Source organism: Cysteiniphilum sp., assembly GCF_057495195.1.
The window spans coordinates 1-15,786 of sequence record NZ_JBXTEF010000045.1; the positions used below are offsets into that span (position 1 = coordinate 1).

A 15,786-nucleotide genomic window follows, 5' to 3' on the forward strand; every position below is an offset into this window, starting at 1 on the left:
GGCGAAATTGGTAGACGCACTGGATTTAGGTTCCAGCGGGCAACCGTGGGAGTTCGAGTCTCCCCGTCCGCACCACATAATCGTATTATAACGCCTCAAATCATCTCATTATCATCTTTAAGCCCTGAGAGCCACTTGCTAACAATGTGTGAGTGAGTCGTTACAAGCTGGCTAATAACATTAAAGCTTCCTTTTAAGCCTAAGCCACATTGATATCTAGATGCTTACCAAGCGCCGCCAAAGCCTGTTCTATTGCTTCAATCTTAGAGCGATAACGCATATTGAATAATCTATCTAGATTTGATGGCGCAACCCCTATTTTACTAGCGATGTCGGTTTTTTTAAGATTAGATGCCAGCCATTCGTTATAAAGATATACTTTGGCAGCCAGACCGACTGGTAATGTAATGTAGTCGACGCCAATATTCTGAGGTATTGGAATGGGCTTTTTATCTTCAATATAAAAATCAAAGGCAGAGACAAGCGCATCAACTGCTTGGGTTTGCAATTCTGTTAGCTTCTCAACAGTTGTCACTGCCTCGGGCACATCAGGGAACGTAACTAAGTACTCGCCGTTGCTATCTTCTTGAATATTAATATTATATTTCATCAGGTCACCTCGCATTATTTCAAATCTAGGTCTTTCTTTATTTTTTCAACCAACCCTTTACCTATTTCTTTTGCACCATGGTCAGGGAAGATGGTCTGGCGTCCATTTAAGTATACTTTGAAATGGCTGCCTTTTGCTTTTTTAAATGTCGCACCATTGTCTTTTAACCATTTTCTAAACTCACTGTATTTCATTCAATGACGCTCCGTGCTTGCTATGTCCCCAGTTTATCAAAAATGATAAAAACGTCAAGGTGAAGTTATCAAAAATGATAAAACATAGACTCAAGCGTGACACTCAGCCTTTAAGGTACTCCCAGAGGCTTGAAAGCGGGCAGGTTTGACATGCGCAAAAAGCATTTTCTCACTGCCTATAAAAATTGATTTCGTTTCGTTTTGTACAGCTATGTAAATGGGGAAAGTATTCAAAAAACGAAATACCTACCGAGGAAAGCATAATTGAATATGCGCTAAAAAAGGCGTGATTTAAGTTTCGCCATTGGCGGAGGTTAAAAACCAGTCAGGGCAGACGGTAAAACGCTTAACTTTGGTAGGCTCAATTTTGAGCTCACCTAATGTTGGTTTTAGTTGTGAGACTTACTTAACTTGAGGTGGTCATGTGAAATTTCATGCAAAGGGGTTACATTGGGCTAAGTGTATAGTAAAACGTATAGTGAAAAATTAACACATAAATTAAATGCTTATTTATCAATGGTTTTAAGATGTTCTTTTAGTCTCCCCGGCACCAAATAATCATATTATAACACCTCAAATCATCTGATTGCTTTAGGGTTAGCTAGCGATGCCCATTTAGAAATTTAGAGACACTTCCTTGATTGCCAGAGATGTCCACAAGGTCTTTTTGCTTAAGGTTATATTCTGCCATAAGAAATTGAACCAATCTGTTGGGCGTGGTCAGCTCCGAAAGCTTGGGAATACATGTTTTCATAATCAGCAATATGCTGTTCTATTATCTCCAAAATCGGTAAATATTCGTGCTGAGTGTTATCACCTATAAAGTCAGCCAGCTCTAGGGATAAATTTATTAGCTGATTTAGTTCAACATCATTTGTTGGTGGCTTAAACCATGGAGCAATCACACTCAATGCTTGCTGTGTTTTTTTGTTTCTAACATCGCTATATGCCTCCATTTAGTAATTTCTATGCGGTCGAAGACAGGGAACCACCGGTAATACCCGTGGGTATCTATTTTGCGACATTCAGTGTTGATCATTTGGCGAATGCTTTTTTACCGATATCCTTGCGGTGATATTCATTCTGCCAAGTAATGCTATCTACTAATTTATAGGCATGATTATAAGCTTCTTCGATATTGCGACCTAACGCAGTAGCGCAAAGTACGCGACCACCGTTGGTGACAATACTTGCCTCATCACGTTTGGTCCCAGCGTGAAAGACTTTGCTATTGGTGTCATGAATTTGATCAAGTCCAATAATGATGTCACCTGTATTATAGTGATTAGGGTAGCCACCAGCTGCCATGACCACGCCTAGGGCTGTGCCTGGATTCCAGTGAGCTTCATATTCGTCAAGCTCTTCATTTAATGCGGCAAATGCAAGTTCAACTAAATCAGACTCTAAGCGCATCATAATAGGTTGTGTTTCAGGGTCACCAAAGCGGCAATTAAACTCCAGTGTTTTAATCTCGCCATTTGGCATAATCATGAGTCCGGCATACAAGAAGCCCTTGTAGGCTTCTCCTTCATTCTTCATGCCATCAAGGACAGGCTGAATAATTTGTTGCATGACTTGTTGGTGAATTTTATCAGTGACGATAGGCGCTGGTGAATAGGCACCCATGCCACCAGTATTTGGACCTTTATCACCTTCATCGCGTGCTTTATGATCTTGTGAACTTGCCATAGCTAATGCATGTGTGCCATCACACAACACAATAAAGCTTGCCTCCTCACCATTAAGGAACTCTTCGATAACAATCTCACAACCGGCATCACCAAAGCGATTTCCCTCAAGCATGTCTTCAATCGTGCTTTCGGCTTCATCCATGCTTTGGGCAATAACAACACCCTTGCCTGCAGCTAAGCCACTAGCTTTGATAACAACAGGTAAACTCATTTCTTTAAGATACATCTTGGCTTTGTCAACTTCGGTGAAGTTTTGATAGCGCGCTGTTGGGATGTTGTACTTGGTCATAAAATCCTTGCTAAAGGCTTTAGAGGACTCCAGTTGCGCACATTGCTTTTTTGGCCCCAAGCAATTTAAACCGTGCGCTTCAAATTCATCGACAATGCCAAGGCTAAGAGGTAATTCAGGACCCACGATAGTTAACTCAATGTCATTATCTTTGGCAAAGTTTATTAAATGTGGAATATCAGTCACCGCAATGTCAACATTGCTAACCTTGGCCTCATATTCAGTGCCAGCATTGCCAGGAGCGACGTAGATATGTGTGGCATGCTTAGATTGAGCAAGTTTCCACGCCAGCGCGTGTTCGCGACCACCATTACCAATAACTAATATTTTCATGCAGGATTCCTTCGGCATTTCACTTACAGACTTTAAGTGCTTGTTAGTATACCTGCCATAAACCATATTACAATGCTTCTTGTCTTACCTTTTGACTGTAAAGTAGCGCATAATCATTTGCTGCAATTAAGATGTGCTGTACAATTGAGCAAAATTTGTGAGATGAAATAGATAAGGGATGATGTGAAGCATAATCATAATTCAAAACATAGCGTGCTTATCATGGCAGGAGGAACTGGTGGGCATATATTTCCAGCGTTAGCGGTAGCAGATGAGCTTAAGCGTCAAAATGTTGAGGTATCTTGGCTTGGCACTGAATATGGCCTAGAGACTAAACTGGTTGGTGAGCGTTACTCACTGTTTTATCTATCAGTTCGTGGTGTGCGTAAAAAAGGCATGTTAAAAAAACTGAGTTTACCCTTTAGCTTAAGTTATGCAGTTTTGCAGGCGATGCGTGTTATTCGCAAACAAAAAATTAAAGTGGTTGTTGGTTTTGGCGGTTATGCCGCAGGACCTGGTGGTCTAGCAGCGCGCCTTATGCGTGTGCCTTTAATCATTCATGAGCAAAACGCGCGTCCAGGGATGACCAATAAAACATTAGCTAAATTTGCGCGTAAAGTTTTGTGTGCTTTTCCAACCAGTGCCTTTAAAACAAAGTCAAATATTGAGGTGATTGGTAATCCGATTCGTGATGAGATTAAGGTGTTGCATGAGCAAAAGCATGATTTTTATAAGCATGTATTAAATGTTTTGGTATTAGGGGGTAGTCAAGGGGCTAAGATATTAAATGATGCAATGCCAGAATTTGTGCGTGACTTACCAAAGGATGCTTGCGTTAATCTATGGCACCAAACAGGTGAGAAAACCTATGAAGAGACCAAGGAGGTCTATGATTCGCTATCTTCTGATTATAAATGTGAGCTTAAAGTTGAGCCTTTTATTAGTGATATGGCAGCAGCTTATCAGTGGGCAGATATTGTTGTTTGTCGTGCGGGCGCTCTAACTGTTTCCGAGGTGGCTTGTGCAGGTGTGCCTGCTTTCTTTATACCTTTTGCCCAAGCGGTAGATGATCATCAATATCATAATGCGCAATTTCTAGTTCAGGCGGAGGCAGCAATTTGCATCCGTGAGCAGAATTTTAATGCGCAAAAGTTAATGGCTTTTGTGCGTGCAATGGACATGAACCGTGCCGAGCTTGAGAAAATGTCAAATCATGCAAAGGGTGTTGCCAAATTAGATGCTGTTGAAAAAGTTGTAACAGAGGTTAAAAAATATCTTGCTGTTTGATTGGCGTTAGGCATTTAGAAAAAGTACGTGACTTCAATGAGTGCAAGTAAGGTGGTTTAAATTAAGAAAATTAGTTTATGCGACAAGATGACTCAATTGAGCTTGAGCTGTTAGCGATTCTTGCCGCATTAGATGCTTTTTTACATTGGGTAAAGCCTTTTTCATAATGATTGTATCGCTTAAGTTGTGATTAGACATATAATCACGCATTTGTAGTGGTAATTTAGTCTGAACTGTTTGCTCAAAACCACTACACTCAAGGTAATTTGCACCAAACTGTGTAAATGCATATAATACATCACAATTAAACTTATCAGTAAGCGCTTCAATGTGAGCGAGTAATTTCGCTGCAATTTTTTGACTACGGTGTGCTTTGTGTGTTGTTAATGCTTTGACAATCATGGCATTGTGATAGATTTCAATGTGAGCAACACCGGCAAGCTCGTTAATTTGAGTAAAAAAGCCAAAAAAGAGCTGTCTTGGGCTAAAAAACCATTCAGCATTAAAAAAGTTTACATCAGCAAAAAGTTGTTGAACTTGTGGTTGATGTGCTTTTGTTAGTGCTTGAATCGTCATAAAGCGCTCCTTAAATGTTAGCTTTTTTGCTTTGTGGTTGTGAACTTTTGTTTTATTTCGTCAGGTAGTACTTTTAATGCGTTAGAACAACGCGTTACGGTGCTAATGCTGACCCCGAGATTCTTAGCAATTTCACGCTGAGGCTTTTCACCTAATATCATAAGCTCCGCTAAGGCGTAGCGATTAGATATTTGATTTTTTTCCTCAAGTGTGAACAAAAAATCCAATAATTTTGTCATTTCAGTTTCATCATTTGTCTGTTGTAATAATTTAACTAAGTTTTTCCAGTTGGATTCCATGATCATGCGACCAATTTTTTGTATTAGTGTAACGATACATGTGTGATTGTGATCTGTCCAGATAAAATTAGTGAAATTTAGAAATTAATCCAGTATCGCGGATTCGTATAATAAGCGCTAACAGTATTTGAATATCTTAACTAATGCATTTAGAATAATCAGCACTAAATTGTGGTATAGTGCGCTTCACTTGAGAGTGAAAGCAACTAAGCTACTCATGATCAAATTGATTAAGACTTAGAAGAAAAAGAAAACAAAAAGGTTTTGTGCATGAATATAGAGCTTGCAAAAGAGAATATGATCAAACAGCAGATACGTACTTTAGGTGTGCCCTATGGTGATTTGCTCAGTGTGATTATTGACACCCCGCGTGAGGTTTTTGTTCCTAGTAATTACAAAGAGGTCGCCTATTCAGAGGTTGAGATTCCGCTTAATCACCATCAATATGAATTGACACCACAAACCGTGACTAAAATGCTACAATTGCTGCAACCTAAAAAACATGAAAGAGTACTTGAGCTTGGCTGTGGTAGTGGTTATTTAACTGCACTTTTGGCAAAGCTTACCAAGTTGGTTGATGTGGTCGATCCACATGAAGATATGTTAAACCATGTCAAAAATGCATTAAAAACGATAGGCGTCTACAATGCTAAGTATCATGTGAGCAAAGAAAATAATGTAGATAATTTAAACCAGCTGCTGCAAGAGCATAATGTGTTTGACTTAGTGATTGTGAAAGAGATGCAAAAATCAGAGCCTACGGATTATCTAAAATATCTCGCTGCCAATGGTAGAATGTTGTACTTTCTTGAAAAAGATAGCTATGCTAAGGCTGTTTTGGTGCAAAAGAATGCAGATGGATCTTACCAGCAAATGTCAACCTTTGACGTTTATAAGCCCGTAAAGCAAAAATTGCAGGATGATACATTTCAATTTTAGGTAATAATGATAAAAGGTTAGGTAAATAGATGAAAAAAATCACCTTAATGATGAGTGGATTGCTTTTCTTGGGATATGCATCAGCAGAGCCTGTAGATTCTGCGACGAAAACACAAACAACAACTACTGCAGCGAAGTCAACTGCAGCGGATGTGGCGCAAAACCTATCAGGCATTTATCAGTTAGCGCAAAAGCAAAATGCGCAATATTTGGCGGCTGAGGCGACATTTAAGTCTACTCAAGAGGCAGTGCCTGCGGCATTAGGTGCGCTTTTGCCCAATATTACGTTAGGCTATAACGCTCAAGGCAATTACAGCTCAACTGCTGATGCATCTACAGGAGCTAAGTCAAAATACTTTACACAATCGCCAAGCTTAACGGCAACGCAAGCACTTTTTAACTGGGGCGCTTGGGGTGGTTATAATTACGCAAGTTATCAGGCAAAAGCTGATGCGATTACCTTTGTAATGGCGCAAGCAAGTTTAATTACCAATGTTGCCAGTGCTTATTTTGCAGTATTGCAAGCACAAGATAATCTAGCGTATGCACAAGCAAACCAATCATGGAACAAAGAGCTTCTAAGTCAAACACAAGAGAAATATAAGGTTGGGTTATCTGCCATTACGGATGTTCAGGCAATTAAAGCACAATATGAGCAGGCTGTAGCGGCGACAGTTCAGGCAAAGAATGATCTGGCAACATCTTATGCCGCATTAAGCCAAATTATCGGTCAACAAGTTACCTCAGTTGAAAATTTAAGTACTAAGTTTCCATTTGATAAACCCGATCCGGACAATATGGACAAATGGCTAGATATTGCCTTAAAACAAAACTATAACATCGTTCAGAATCAGTTCCTTTTAGAAGCTGCTAAGGCCGGTGTTAGTGGTTTGTGGGGTAATTTCTTGCCTGCAGCAACATTGACGGCCAAGGCATCACGAGGGTTGAATTATCAAAATACTAATTACACCTCAGGGAGTAACAGTGCATCTGTTGGTGTGGGTGTGTCTTGGAATGTGTTAAACGGTGGTAGTGATTATGCGTCATTAAAACAGCAGCAATATACTAAAGAAGCGTCAAAGTATACTTTATTAGAAGCCAAGCGTGAGACTGAGAGTCAACTAAAAACAGCTTATTTGACGGTGTTATCTGATATTGCACAAGTGGAAGCTTATAAGCAGGCAGTTATTGCGGCAGAAGCGTCTGTGAAAGCGATGAAAGCAGGTTATGAAGTTGGAACACATACAATTGTTGATCTATTGCAACAGCAACAGCAGCTTTTCCAAGCGCAGCAGCAATATGCTCAGGCGAAATACGCTTATATAAATGACTTACTAACACTTAAGAATACAGCGGGTGTAATTAGCTATAAAGATATCGATGCGATTAATAAGTGGTTAACGGCCGATAAAGTTTCGACTAAAAGCAGCAGTAAAATATGATGTTAACAGAAGGCATATTCTAAATGTCAAATAATAAAAAAGATAGCAGGCTGAGCTACATCGAAGTTCTTTTGGAGCGTATTGTTTTTGCCAGTCGTTGGATTCAAGCACCGATTTATCTTATTTTAATATTAGTTCTTTTGGCATTTGTGTATCAAATGGCAAATGAGGTCTTTCACTTATTTATGAGTATCAATGTGCTTAAGCCACACGAGTTAATCGTACTAGGATTGACGCTTTGTGATACTGTTTTGGTCGCAAATCTGATTGTTATTGTCATTATCAGTGGTTATGAGAATTTTGTCTCAAGAATTGATGTTGAGCATAAATCTGGTGAGCCAATTTGGATCAAGCGTCTATCACATACCGGAGTTAAGCTTAAAATTGCAGGCTCAATTGTGGCGATTTCATCGATTTCATTGTTAAAACAATTCCTAGATATTCCACAATTAACGAATCGTGAGTTACTGTGGTACGTTATACTGCATTTGACGTTTTTAATCTCGGCACTTATTTTGGTATTTGTTGGGTTGCTAGAGAAGAAAATTAAAGAATAGACATATGTGGTCAAGCGCTTGAATGCAAGGCTTGCCATTAAACATTACTGGATAGATGATGACAACAATTAAAAACCGCCAACAGGCAATCGTTGATGACTTTGACTTCTTTGATGATTGGAGTGATAAATACGCCTATCTTATCGGTTTAGGCAAAAGTCTTGAGCCATTCCCAGAGGATAAAAAAGATGAAGCGCATATGGTTAAAGGCTGTCAGTCGCAAGTGTGGTTTGATGCCATTTTGGATGATGGCAGGCTTACGTTTTATGCAGTTAGTGATGCGGCAATTGTTTCAGGCTTAATTGGACTGTTATTAAAAGTCTATAGCGGATCAACGCCAAAAGAAATTATATCATCAGATACTGATTTTATGAGTGAGATTGGTCTGGCAAAGCATCTAAGTCCCACGCGCAACAATGGACTGCACGCAATGATTAATTATATCTACGGTACGGCACAGAAATATGTCGATGTTAGCGCCTGAAGTTATTGTTTTTAGACCTGAACCAAAAGCTTCTTTGTTGGTTGATACACTTTGTTTTTACGAAATTTACGCGTTGGCAGTTGAGCCATTCACAATTGAATATATTCCTTTTGAAATACCAACTGATGCATATACGGATATTATTTTTACCAGTACTTATGCAGCAGAGTCATTTTTCAGCGTTGACCCTGATCAGGCAATAATTGCTCATGCGACTATTTGGGCAGTTGGTAGCGCTACAGCGTTAGCCTTACATAAGTATGGTCTTAAAGCACATTATCCTGATAAAGCCGATTCAGAGCATCTGTTAGCAATCTTGTCAGACACTAATCAGTCGATAAGTGATCGCCATTTCCTGTTGATTAAAGGTGTAGGTGGGCGTGAATTATTAACCAGTGTCCTACAACAACAAGCGGCAAGTTTTTCACTGATCGATTGCTATGAGCGAAAAGCTTGTGATAAAAAGGACTTGCTAAGGAAACTGCAGCAGATTGATTGGTATAACAGATATCCTAGAATTTTACTTTATACAAGCTTTGATGCACTCAAAGCTTCAATGCCCATTTTTGAGGTCTTCAGTGATTGGCAGCAAAAATGTACGGTTACTGTGACAAATAGGCGAATGTTAGACTGGGCTAAACGCCAAGGTTTTGTTAAATTATATCTGTTAGAGAATTTAACCCATGATCAGCTTGCAGCACAGATCATTAAGCTGAGATAAGAGGATGTGACAGCATGTCAGAAAAAAGAAGCCACGAGGATCACGACGCTGATTTAGCCGAAGCGACAGTTCATGCAAAGAAAGATAATGAAAGCTTGATCGCTGACAAATCTAAAAGCAAGGGTGAAGCGCTCAAGAAAGCCCAGAAGGAAAGTAAAATAAGTTGTTGGCGAGGCTACGTTGCTATTGTTATTGTGGTATTTGTGTTTGCGGTTTTAGGTTTGGCTGCAAGTATGTTCGCACTATATAAGCAGCAAAGCTATAACCAAACATTGCAAAAACTTGAATCAGTGGTGACAAAACCCGTTAAGACAGATAATACAGCAGCGAAGCTTCTACAAAGTAAATTAGATGCGCAGACGGTAAAACTTGATAACCAAGCTAAGATGATCGATGATCTTAAAGCAAAGCAAGCAAGTCAGCAAAGCACCGTGACTGAAGCGCTAAAAGCCAATCAGCTTAATCAAGTACAACTATCACAAAATGTCGCACAACTAAAACAAAGCTATTTGCTTCCTAGTTCAGAATTAAGCCAACAGATCCAACAAATGCATAAACAAGCTGTTGCTATCAATCTGCAGTTTGCCAAGCAAGCTTGGCAAGTTTTAGGCAGTAAAGCGCAAAGTTTATTTTTCTTAAATCAAGCAAAAACTTTATTGATGAATGTTGATGGTGCGGCGAAATGGATGCCTGCTTTGGATGCATTGATGACGCAAATTAATAATGAACCAAGCATTGATGAAAGCTTAGCTAAAATTAATAAGTTACAACAATTACTATTAAACTTACACATTCGGTCACCATTGACTTTGGTTAAAAATAATCACTCAGACAATAATGATGTCAATGACATGAATCAGGAGAATAATTGGCAGAGTGCGTTATCACATTCGTGGCAACAAATGAAATCACTTATCCAAGTTGAGAAAATCAAACCACAAGATCAATTATTATTAAGTCAACATGCACAAATGAAAGTTTTAGCAGGGCTTTATCAGCTGATTTGGCAGTTAAAACTTGCGGTGGTTAATAATAACGCACAGATGCTTTCTGAAGTGAAAGCACAGTTTAAGCAAACACTAGAGCAGTATTTTAAAGCGGATGATTCAAGCAAGAAAATGATGACTGTTTTAGCGGCAATCAAGGCGGTTAATACCGATGCGATTAATAGCGATATTGATACATTGACTCATGCAATATTAAAAGGGGACAGTCTTTCAGGTAAAGATATTCCTACAACTCAAACCAAAGGTAATCAGCCATGAAAAAAATCATCTGGTTGGTACTGATTTGTACATTAGCCGTATTGATTAGCTTATGGGTAGTTGCTAACCCTGGTGTTGTTGCATTTTTTGTCAAAGATACGTTAATCAAATTACCATTATGGCTTTTTGTGGTATTGATCGTCGCACTCTTTTGTGTGCTTGGACTGTTGTATCATCTATTAAGGCTTGTGTTGTTTAGTCCCAAACAGTGGTGGCAAGGTTTGCGTGTACGTAGGCGTGATAGATTGACTTATAAGTTGGTTGAAATGCAACGGGCATATTTATTGAGAGACCATCATCTATTGGAAAAAAAATACACGTTAGCAAAACTCAAGATGCCTGTAGTTGGCGATGGCTTGGTGATGTTGTATTGGCAGGGTTTGTTAGCACAAGGTAAATATCAGGAGCTAGAAAGTATTTTGCAAACCTCAAGTAAAGCCAACAAAAAGACATTTGTTTGGCGCTATTATCAAGCGATGGTTTTTTATAAAGTCGAGGCATTTGATGAAGCGATGCCGTTGTTACTGACATTAATCAAAGACTCACCAAATAGCATTGAAATTATTGGGGCTTTAATCAATAGCCAGTTGGCTGAAAAAAGAATTATTGACGCGAAAAACACACTGTTAAAGCATCAGCGCGTTTTATCATCATTAGCGATTGATAATGCATTTCAGCAGTTATTTAGTCATGCTATTTCCTTGAGAGATCTAAATGAAATCTGGCAGAGTGTGCCACGGACACATAAGCTGACGCTTGATGCAGAGTATGCATACTTCAATCGTTTATATAGTTTGGTGCCGAAGACCGAATTTAAAGAGCGCATGCAAAAGCGCTTACTTGCGTCATTTGATAAACCACTTATTAGCTTATATTTAGAGCTTGCAAAGGATAATGCTGCTTATGAGTTTGTGCGATCATGCTGGCTTAAACAGATAAAGCAAGATGATCAAAGCTTGAATATCTTAATCATCAGTTTTGCCTTGATTTATCAAGATGATGATTTTATTGCTGCAAACTTATCCAAAGTGCATGAAAGTGCTCTAACAGTCCCTGAGCAGTTGAAATATCTATTAGCAAAAGAGCGATTAGCCTATAAGCAATCGATGCCAAATCAAGCGCAAAAATACCGTGCGCTGCGTGATCAATTATTACTGGAGCATTTATGATATATGTTAAACGTTGGTATTTAAACAACCCACTTAGAAATTATAACTATCTTCTTATTAATGACGCTAATCATAAGGCTTTGATTATTGATCCGACGATGGCGGAGCATTATGAGCAGTTTTTAAATGAACAAAATATAGAGGCAGAAGCGATTTTACTTACGCATGATCATCGTGATCATATCGCAGCAGTAGCAGCACTAAAAGCAAAGTACAATATCCCTGTGTATGCGCATTTTGAGCATTACCGTGGGCATCAAGTTGATCATTATGTCAAAGATGGTGAGCAATTAAGCTTTAATACGGCAAATTGTCAGGTGATTACATGTCCTGGGCATATTGCCTCGCATGTTAGTTTTTATTTTCCACAACAAGAGCTTCTTTTTTGCGGGGATACGATATTCACAGCAGGTGTTGGTAATGTCAAAGATAGTACGGCAGATGTAGTGCGTTTATATCACAGTATTGAGAAACTTCGATCACTGCCTGAAACAACAAAGCTGTATCCGGCGCATGATTATTTTGAAAATAATTTGTCTTTTGCGCAATCCATTCAACCGCAAGATGATTATTATCGTCAATGGTTTAACAAGGTGCTGGATGTAGCACCTGAGGATAAACCGATTACAACACTTGCTGATGAGAATCAAATGAATATTTTCTTTAGGGCAAATGAAAGTGAGCTTCAAGCAATACTGCGCCAAACAAATGCCAATATCATCGATGCACAAACAGCCTTTTGTGAGTTAAGAGCGCGTAAAGATGTCTTCTAAAACTTTGGATAAATATCAATTAACTGATCTTTTGGAGGTCATGTCAGCGCTGCGTGATAAAGATAAGGGATGTGCATGGAGTCTGGAGCAAACGTGGCAAAGCTTAACAGAGTATACGATTGAAGAAGCCTATGAGTTAGTAGATGCAATAGAAAATCAATCAACAGATGCAGTGAAATATGAGTTGGCTGATTTATTAAACCAAGTGATTTTTTATGCGCAAATTGCTAAAGAACAATCACTATTTGATCTTGAAGATATTGTTGATGCATTAACACAAAAGTTAATTGCGCGTCATCCGGATGTTTTTGCTAGAGGTAATATCAAAGATGTTGAAGCCTTAGAGCGGCAATGGCTAGATATAAAAAGGCGTGAGCGCGGCAAATTAAACAGTGAGCTTGATGGTGTCGCCCTGAATCTTCCAGCATTAACCATTGCTAAAAAAATGCAAATAAGAGCCTCAGGTGTTGGTTTTGATTGGCAGAAAATAGAGGATGTCTTTGCTAAGCTTGAAAGTGAGGTGAGTGAGCTTAAAGAGGTGCTATTGCATGATCAAGAGAAAGCACAAGAGGAGTTGGGGGATCTACTCTTTAGCTGTGTTAATCTGGCAAGACATTTAAAAGCAGATCCTGAAGCGTTAATGCGTCAAGCAAATCAGAAATTTGCCCGACGTTTTCGCGGCGTGGAAGCGGCATTAAAAGCGCAAGATCGTAGTATGCTTAAAACGGATGCTGATGAGCTAAACAGGTTATGGGAGTTGCAGAAACAAGCTGAGTGAATTTCAGTGATTCCAATCAGTAAATTCAAACTTGATTCCATTCGATAAAAGAAATCCGCCGTAATTTCCTTTGGTAATTTATGTAATCATAATACAATAAAGCACCTATTTTACTTAAGTTTGAAAGGATCTTGTGTGTCCAATAATTTGTCTTTTTGGCATTTGGTGTTAAATGCTGACATCGTTGTGCAGTTAATTATTTTGATTTTAATCGTTGGCTCTATCTGGTCGTGGGCGATTATGATTCAGCGTTATCAGGTGTTAAAGTCTGCCAAAACCGAAGCAAGAGCTTTTGCTAAGCGCTTTTGGTCAAGTGGCAATATCAATAAAGTCTATCAAGAGTTACAACATAATAAGCACAAAAACCATGGATTATCGTATCTTTTTAGCTGCGGTTTTCGTGAATTTATGCGTTTACGTAAACAAGGAGAGTTGCATGGTGATGTTGTTCTAGAAGGTGTTGAGCGCTCGATGCGTGTGGCAATGATGCAAGAAAGCGAGAAGCTTGAGCATCAGATTTCATTGTTAGGCACGATTGGTTCAATTGCGCCTTATGTTGGTTTGTTAGGAACCGTATGGGGTATTATGGCATCGTTTACCGCCTTAGGCGGTGTTGAACAAGCGACTTTATCGATGGTGGCGCCACATATTGCTGAAGCACTGATTGCTACGGCTTTGGGGTTATTTGTGGCAATTCCTGCGGTAGTTGGTTATAACCGTTATTCACGCTTGGTCGATGGTGTTTTGCTTGAGTATGAAAACTTTCAAGATGAGTTATGTACTTTGCTTTATCGTGAAGCGTATAAATCTGAGATAAGCGAGGAAGCATAATGCGTCGAAGAAACTCGCGTCGCACCAAACGTAAGGCCATGGTTGAGATTAATGTCGTTCCATATATCGATGTGATGTTAGTGTTGTTAATCATTTTTATGATTACGGCACCGATGTTAACCCAAGGTGTCAAAGTTGATTTGCCACAAGCACAAGCCAAGAAAATTCCACCTTCTGATCAAAAACCATTGATTGTGACAGTTAATCAACAAGGGCAATATTTTATAAATCGCAACGATGAGAAAAATGCATTAACGGCAAGTCAGTTAAGTGAGTTAGTGGGCACAACTTTGGCGCAAGATAAAGATAAACAGATCTATGTGCGTGGTGATAAAAATGCAAGCTATGGTCAAGTAGTTGAAGCGATGGTATTGCTACAAAAAGCAGGTGTGGCGAGTGTTGGATTGGTTACTGATGATCCTAAAGAGTAAGCGACGTATTTATGACCAATAAGTCAAAGCAATCAAGCAAGTTTAATCAGCTAAAGGCATGTATTAAGCGGCTTTATGTAGCTGCAACGGCAACGCCTGAGCGTTTGAGCTTTTGCTATTCTATTTTGCTGCATGTGGCATTAGTGATTGGCCTAATGATCATAGCCGGTGTTTTGCAGACAAAAAAGAACACGCTTAATCTTGCAGGAGGTCGTACTGTTGTGACATTGAATAGTAAAGAGATTGTTCAGGCAACGGCAATTTCCAGTGAAAGTGTCGATCAGCAAGTGGCTCGATTTGATCAAAGGCAGCAACAACTAAAACAAGAAAAGCTTGCTAAAGAACAACAGCGTCAACAAAAGATCAAAGCGATTGAAGAGAAGATTGCAAAAGCACATGCTGCTGAGATCAAGCGTCAAGAGCAATTGAAAGCGGCGGAAATTGCCAAACAAAAAGCATTAGCAGAAGCTAAGTTAAAAGCAGAGGCAGACGCGCGTGCTAAAGAAGTGCAAAAGCAAAAAGCTTTAGCACAAGCAAAAGAAGAAAAAGCAGAAAAAGAAAAACAGGAAAAGGCGTTAAAAGCGCAACAAGAGGCTCAAAAATTAGCCCAAGCTAAGAAAGCTCAGGCAGAAAAAGAGGCAAGAGAGGCGAAAGAAGCAAAAGAAGCCGCATTGAAAGCGCAAGCTGAGAAAAAGGAAAAAGTAGCAAGAGAAGCAAAAGCGGCAAGAGAAGCAAAGGCAGCTGCAGCGCGAAAAGCCGCGTTAGATGCCTTAAGGCAATCTGCTTTAAATGATTTAAATGCGCAAAGTGCGGAGGCTCACGCACAAAGTGCAACAGAGAAAGCACTGCAAGACTACGCTAGCGCCTATAAGGCGCGGATTGAAGCGGTGTGGATAATGGATGACTGTCGCAAAATAAGTGCAGATCATTTGCCAACAGTGATGGTTACCCCAGGGAGTAACCCTACGATTTCAGTTTCTAGCGGTAGTGCGCAGTGTGATCGCTCGTTACTCTTGGCATTTAAGAATGCACAAGCGCCAAGCTTGCCACAAGATGCGCGCGCAAGAGAGCTTATTGCACAAGGTATTGATTTTAAATTTGGACAACAAGGGTGATA

General features: G+C 39.5%; 19 protein-coding genes. 13 read left to right on the top strand and 6 right to left on the bottom strand.

The window, feature by feature from the left end; all coding sequences use genetic code 11:
- Positions 1-199: 199 nt before the first annotated feature.
- From ACY10D_RS04065 to purD, 4 genes are all read right to left on the bottom strand, one after another.
- Positions 200-610, bottom strand: coding sequence for a type II toxin-antitoxin system HicB family antitoxin (locus tag ACY10D_RS04065; RefSeq protein ID WP_486999495.1), 411 nt, complete (start codon positions 608-610; stop codon positions 200-202).
- A gap of 14 nt (positions 611-624) precedes the next feature.
- Positions 625-804 (bottom strand): type II toxin-antitoxin system HicA family toxin, encoded by a 180-nt coding sequence (locus tag ACY10D_RS04070; RefSeq protein ID WP_117003371.1) that lies wholly within the window; start codon positions 802-804, stop codon positions 625-627.
- 677 nt (positions 805-1,481) lie between these two features.
- Entirely contained in the window at positions 1,482-1,760 is a 279-nt protein-coding gene (locus ACY10D_RS04075; RefSeq protein ID WP_486999496.1) for a hypothetical protein, read from the bottom strand.
- 79 nt (positions 1,761-1,839) lie between these two features.
- A complete protein-coding gene (gene purD / locus ACY10D_RS04080; RefSeq protein ID WP_486999497.1) occupies positions 1,840-3,117 on the bottom strand; it encodes a phosphoribosylamine--glycine ligase in 1,278 nt (425 codons plus the stop codon).
- 183 nt (positions 3,118-3,300) lie between these two features.
- Between purD and murG the strand changes: the two genes are divergently transcribed.
- Entirely contained in the window at positions 3,301-4,404 is a 1,104-nt protein-coding gene (gene murG / locus ACY10D_RS04085) for an undecaprenyldiphospho-muramoylpentapeptide beta-N-acetylglucosaminyltransferase (RefSeq protein ID WP_486999498.1), read from the top strand.
- 75 nt (positions 4,405-4,479) lie between these two features.
- Here murG and ACY10D_RS04090 read toward each other — a convergent pair whose 3' ends face one another.
- Positions 4,480-4,980, bottom strand: a complete 501-nt coding sequence (locus ACY10D_RS04090) for a GNAT family N-acetyltransferase (protein WP_486999499.1) — start codon at positions 4,978-4,980, stop codon at positions 4,480-4,482.
- A gap of 17 nt (positions 4,981-4,997) precedes the next feature.
- On the bottom strand, positions 4,998-5,279 hold the full coding sequence (gene trpR / locus ACY10D_RS04095; protein WP_486999500.1) for a trp operon repressor: 282 nt from the start codon (positions 5,277-5,279) through the stop codon (positions 4,998-5,000).
- 270 nt (positions 5,280-5,549) lie between these two features.
- Between trpR and ACY10D_RS04100 the strand changes: the two genes are divergently transcribed.
- The 12 genes from ACY10D_RS04100 to tolA all read left to right on the top strand — a co-directional run bounded on the left by ACY10D_RS04100 (position 5,550) and on the right by tolA (position 15,784).
- Positions 5,550-6,218, top strand: a complete 669-nt coding sequence (locus ACY10D_RS04100) for a protein-L-isoaspartate O-methyltransferase family protein (protein WP_486999501.1) — start codon at positions 5,550-5,552, stop codon at positions 6,216-6,218.
- 29 nt (positions 6,219-6,247) lie between these two features.
- Positions 6,248-7,660 carry a TolC family outer membrane protein gene (locus ACY10D_RS04105; protein ID WP_486999502.1) on the top strand — a complete coding sequence of 471 codons (1,413 nt, stop codon included), beginning with the start codon at positions 6,248-6,250 and terminating at the stop codon, positions 7,658-7,660.
- A 23-nt stretch (positions 7,661-7,683) separates the two neighbouring features.
- Entirely contained in the window at positions 7,684-8,217 is a 534-nt protein-coding gene (locus ACY10D_RS04110) for a TIGR00645 family protein (RefSeq protein ID WP_486999503.1), read from the top strand.
- A 55-nt stretch (positions 8,218-8,272) separates the two neighbouring features.
- Positions 8,273-8,701 carry a SufE family protein gene (locus ACY10D_RS04115; protein ID WP_486999504.1) on the top strand — a complete coding sequence of 143 codons (429 nt, stop codon included), beginning with the start codon at positions 8,273-8,275 and terminating at the stop codon, positions 8,699-8,701.
- Positions 8,682-9,422, top strand: a complete 741-nt coding sequence (locus ACY10D_RS04120; RefSeq protein ID WP_486999505.1) for a uroporphyrinogen-III synthase — start codon at positions 8,682-8,684, stop codon at positions 9,420-9,422. Before ACY10D_RS04115 ends, ACY10D_RS04120 begins: the two co-directional genes overlap by 20 nt.
- A 14-nt stretch (positions 9,423-9,436) precedes the next feature.
- Complete coding sequence (locus ACY10D_RS04125) at positions 9,437-10,687, top strand: hypothetical protein (RefSeq protein WP_486999506.1); 1,251 nt, start codon at positions 9,437-9,439, stop codon at positions 10,685-10,687.
- Positions 10,684-11,856 carry a hypothetical protein gene (locus ACY10D_RS04130; protein WP_486999507.1) on the top strand — a complete coding sequence of 391 codons (1,173 nt, stop codon included), beginning with the start codon at positions 10,684-10,686 and terminating at the stop codon, positions 11,854-11,856. The genes ACY10D_RS04125 and ACY10D_RS04130 overlap by 4 nt, the downstream gene beginning before the upstream one ends.
- Positions 11,853-12,629, top strand: coding sequence for a hydroxyacylglutathione hydrolase (gene gloB, locus ACY10D_RS04135; protein WP_486999508.1), 777 nt, complete (start codon positions 11,853-11,855; stop codon positions 12,627-12,629). Before ACY10D_RS04130 ends, gloB begins: the two co-directional genes overlap by 4 nt.
- Positions 12,619-13,407 (top strand): nucleoside triphosphate pyrophosphohydrolase, encoded by a 789-nt coding sequence (gene mazG, locus ACY10D_RS04140; RefSeq protein WP_486999509.1) that lies wholly within the window; start codon positions 12,619-12,621, stop codon positions 13,405-13,407. The genes gloB and mazG overlap by 11 nt, the downstream gene beginning before the upstream one ends.
- A gap of 135 nt (positions 13,408-13,542) precedes the next feature.
- The gene (gene tolQ / locus ACY10D_RS04145) at positions 13,543-14,238 is read left to right on the top strand and encodes a protein TolQ (RefSeq protein ID WP_486999510.1); all 696 of its coding nucleotides are present in this window, start codon (positions 13,543-13,545) and stop codon (positions 14,236-14,238) included.
- A complete protein-coding gene (gene tolR / locus ACY10D_RS04150) occupies positions 14,238-14,669 on the top strand; it encodes a protein TolR (protein WP_486999511.1) in 432 nt (143 codons plus the stop codon). Before tolQ ends, tolR begins: the two co-directional genes overlap by 1 nt.
- Before the next feature lie 11 nt (positions 14,670-14,680).
- Positions 14,681-15,784, top strand: a complete 1,104-nt coding sequence (gene tolA / locus ACY10D_RS04155) for a cell envelope integrity protein TolA (protein ID WP_486999512.1) — start codon at positions 14,681-14,683, stop codon at positions 15,782-15,784.
- The last annotated feature ends 2 nt before the right edge of the window (positions 15,785-15,786 follow it).

Excerpts from the sequence above, each read along its gene's own strand:
- ACY10D_RS04065 (WP_486999495.1), bottom strand. The coding sequence starts at position 610 with ATGAAATATAATATTAATATTCAAGAAGATAGCAACGGCGAGTACTTA.
- ACY10D_RS04070 (WP_117003371.1), bottom strand. The coding sequence starts at position 804 with ATGAAATACAGTGAGTTTAGAAAATGGTTAAAAGACAATGGTGCGACA.
- ACY10D_RS04075 (WP_486999496.1), bottom strand. The coding sequence starts at position 1,760 with ATGGAGGCATATAGCGATGTTAGAAACAAAAAAACACAGCAAGCATTG.
- purD (WP_486999497.1), bottom strand. The coding sequence starts at position 3,117 with ATGAAAATATTAGTTATTGGTAATGGTGGTCGCGAACACGCGCTGGCG.
- ACY10D_RS04090 (WP_486999499.1), bottom strand. The coding sequence starts at position 4,980 with ATGACGATTCAAGCACTAACAAAAGCACATCAACCACAAGTTCAACAA.
- trpR (WP_486999500.1), bottom strand. The coding sequence starts at position 5,279 with ATGGAATCCAACTGGAAAAACTTAGTTAAATTATTACAACAGACAAAT.
- ACY10D_RS04100 (WP_486999501.1), top strand. The coding sequence starts at position 5,550 with ATGAATATAGAGCTTGCAAAAGAGAATATGATCAAACAGCAGATACGT.
- ACY10D_RS04105 (WP_486999502.1), top strand. The coding sequence starts at position 6,248 with ATGAAAAAAATCACCTTAATGATGAGTGGATTGCTTTTCTTGGGATAT.
- ACY10D_RS04110 (WP_486999503.1), top strand. The coding sequence starts at position 7,684 with ATGTCAAATAATAAAAAAGATAGCAGGCTGAGCTACATCGAAGTTCTT.
- ACY10D_RS04115 (WP_486999504.1), top strand. The coding sequence starts at position 8,273 with ATGATGACAACAATTAAAAACCGCCAACAGGCAATCGTTGATGACTTT.
- ACY10D_RS04120 (WP_486999505.1), top strand. The coding sequence starts at position 8,682 with ATGTCGATGTTAGCGCCTGAAGTTATTGTTTTTAGACCTGAACCAAAA.
- ACY10D_RS04125 (WP_486999506.1), top strand. The coding sequence starts at position 9,437 with ATGTCAGAAAAAAGAAGCCACGAGGATCACGACGCTGATTTAGCCGAA.
- ACY10D_RS04130 (WP_486999507.1), top strand. The coding sequence starts at position 10,684 with ATGAAAAAAATCATCTGGTTGGTACTGATTTGTACATTAGCCGTATTG.
- gloB (WP_486999508.1), top strand. The coding sequence starts at position 11,853 with ATGATATATGTTAAACGTTGGTATTTAAACAACCCACTTAGAAATTAT.
- mazG (WP_486999509.1), top strand. The coding sequence starts at position 12,619 with ATGTCTTCTAAAACTTTGGATAAATATCAATTAACTGATCTTTTGGAG.
- tolR (WP_486999511.1), top strand. The coding sequence starts at position 14,238 with ATGCGTCGAAGAAACTCGCGTCGCACCAAACGTAAGGCCATGGTTGAG.
- tolA (WP_486999512.1), top strand. The coding sequence starts at position 14,681 with ATGACCAATAAGTCAAAGCAATCAAGCAAGTTTAATCAGCTAAAGGCA.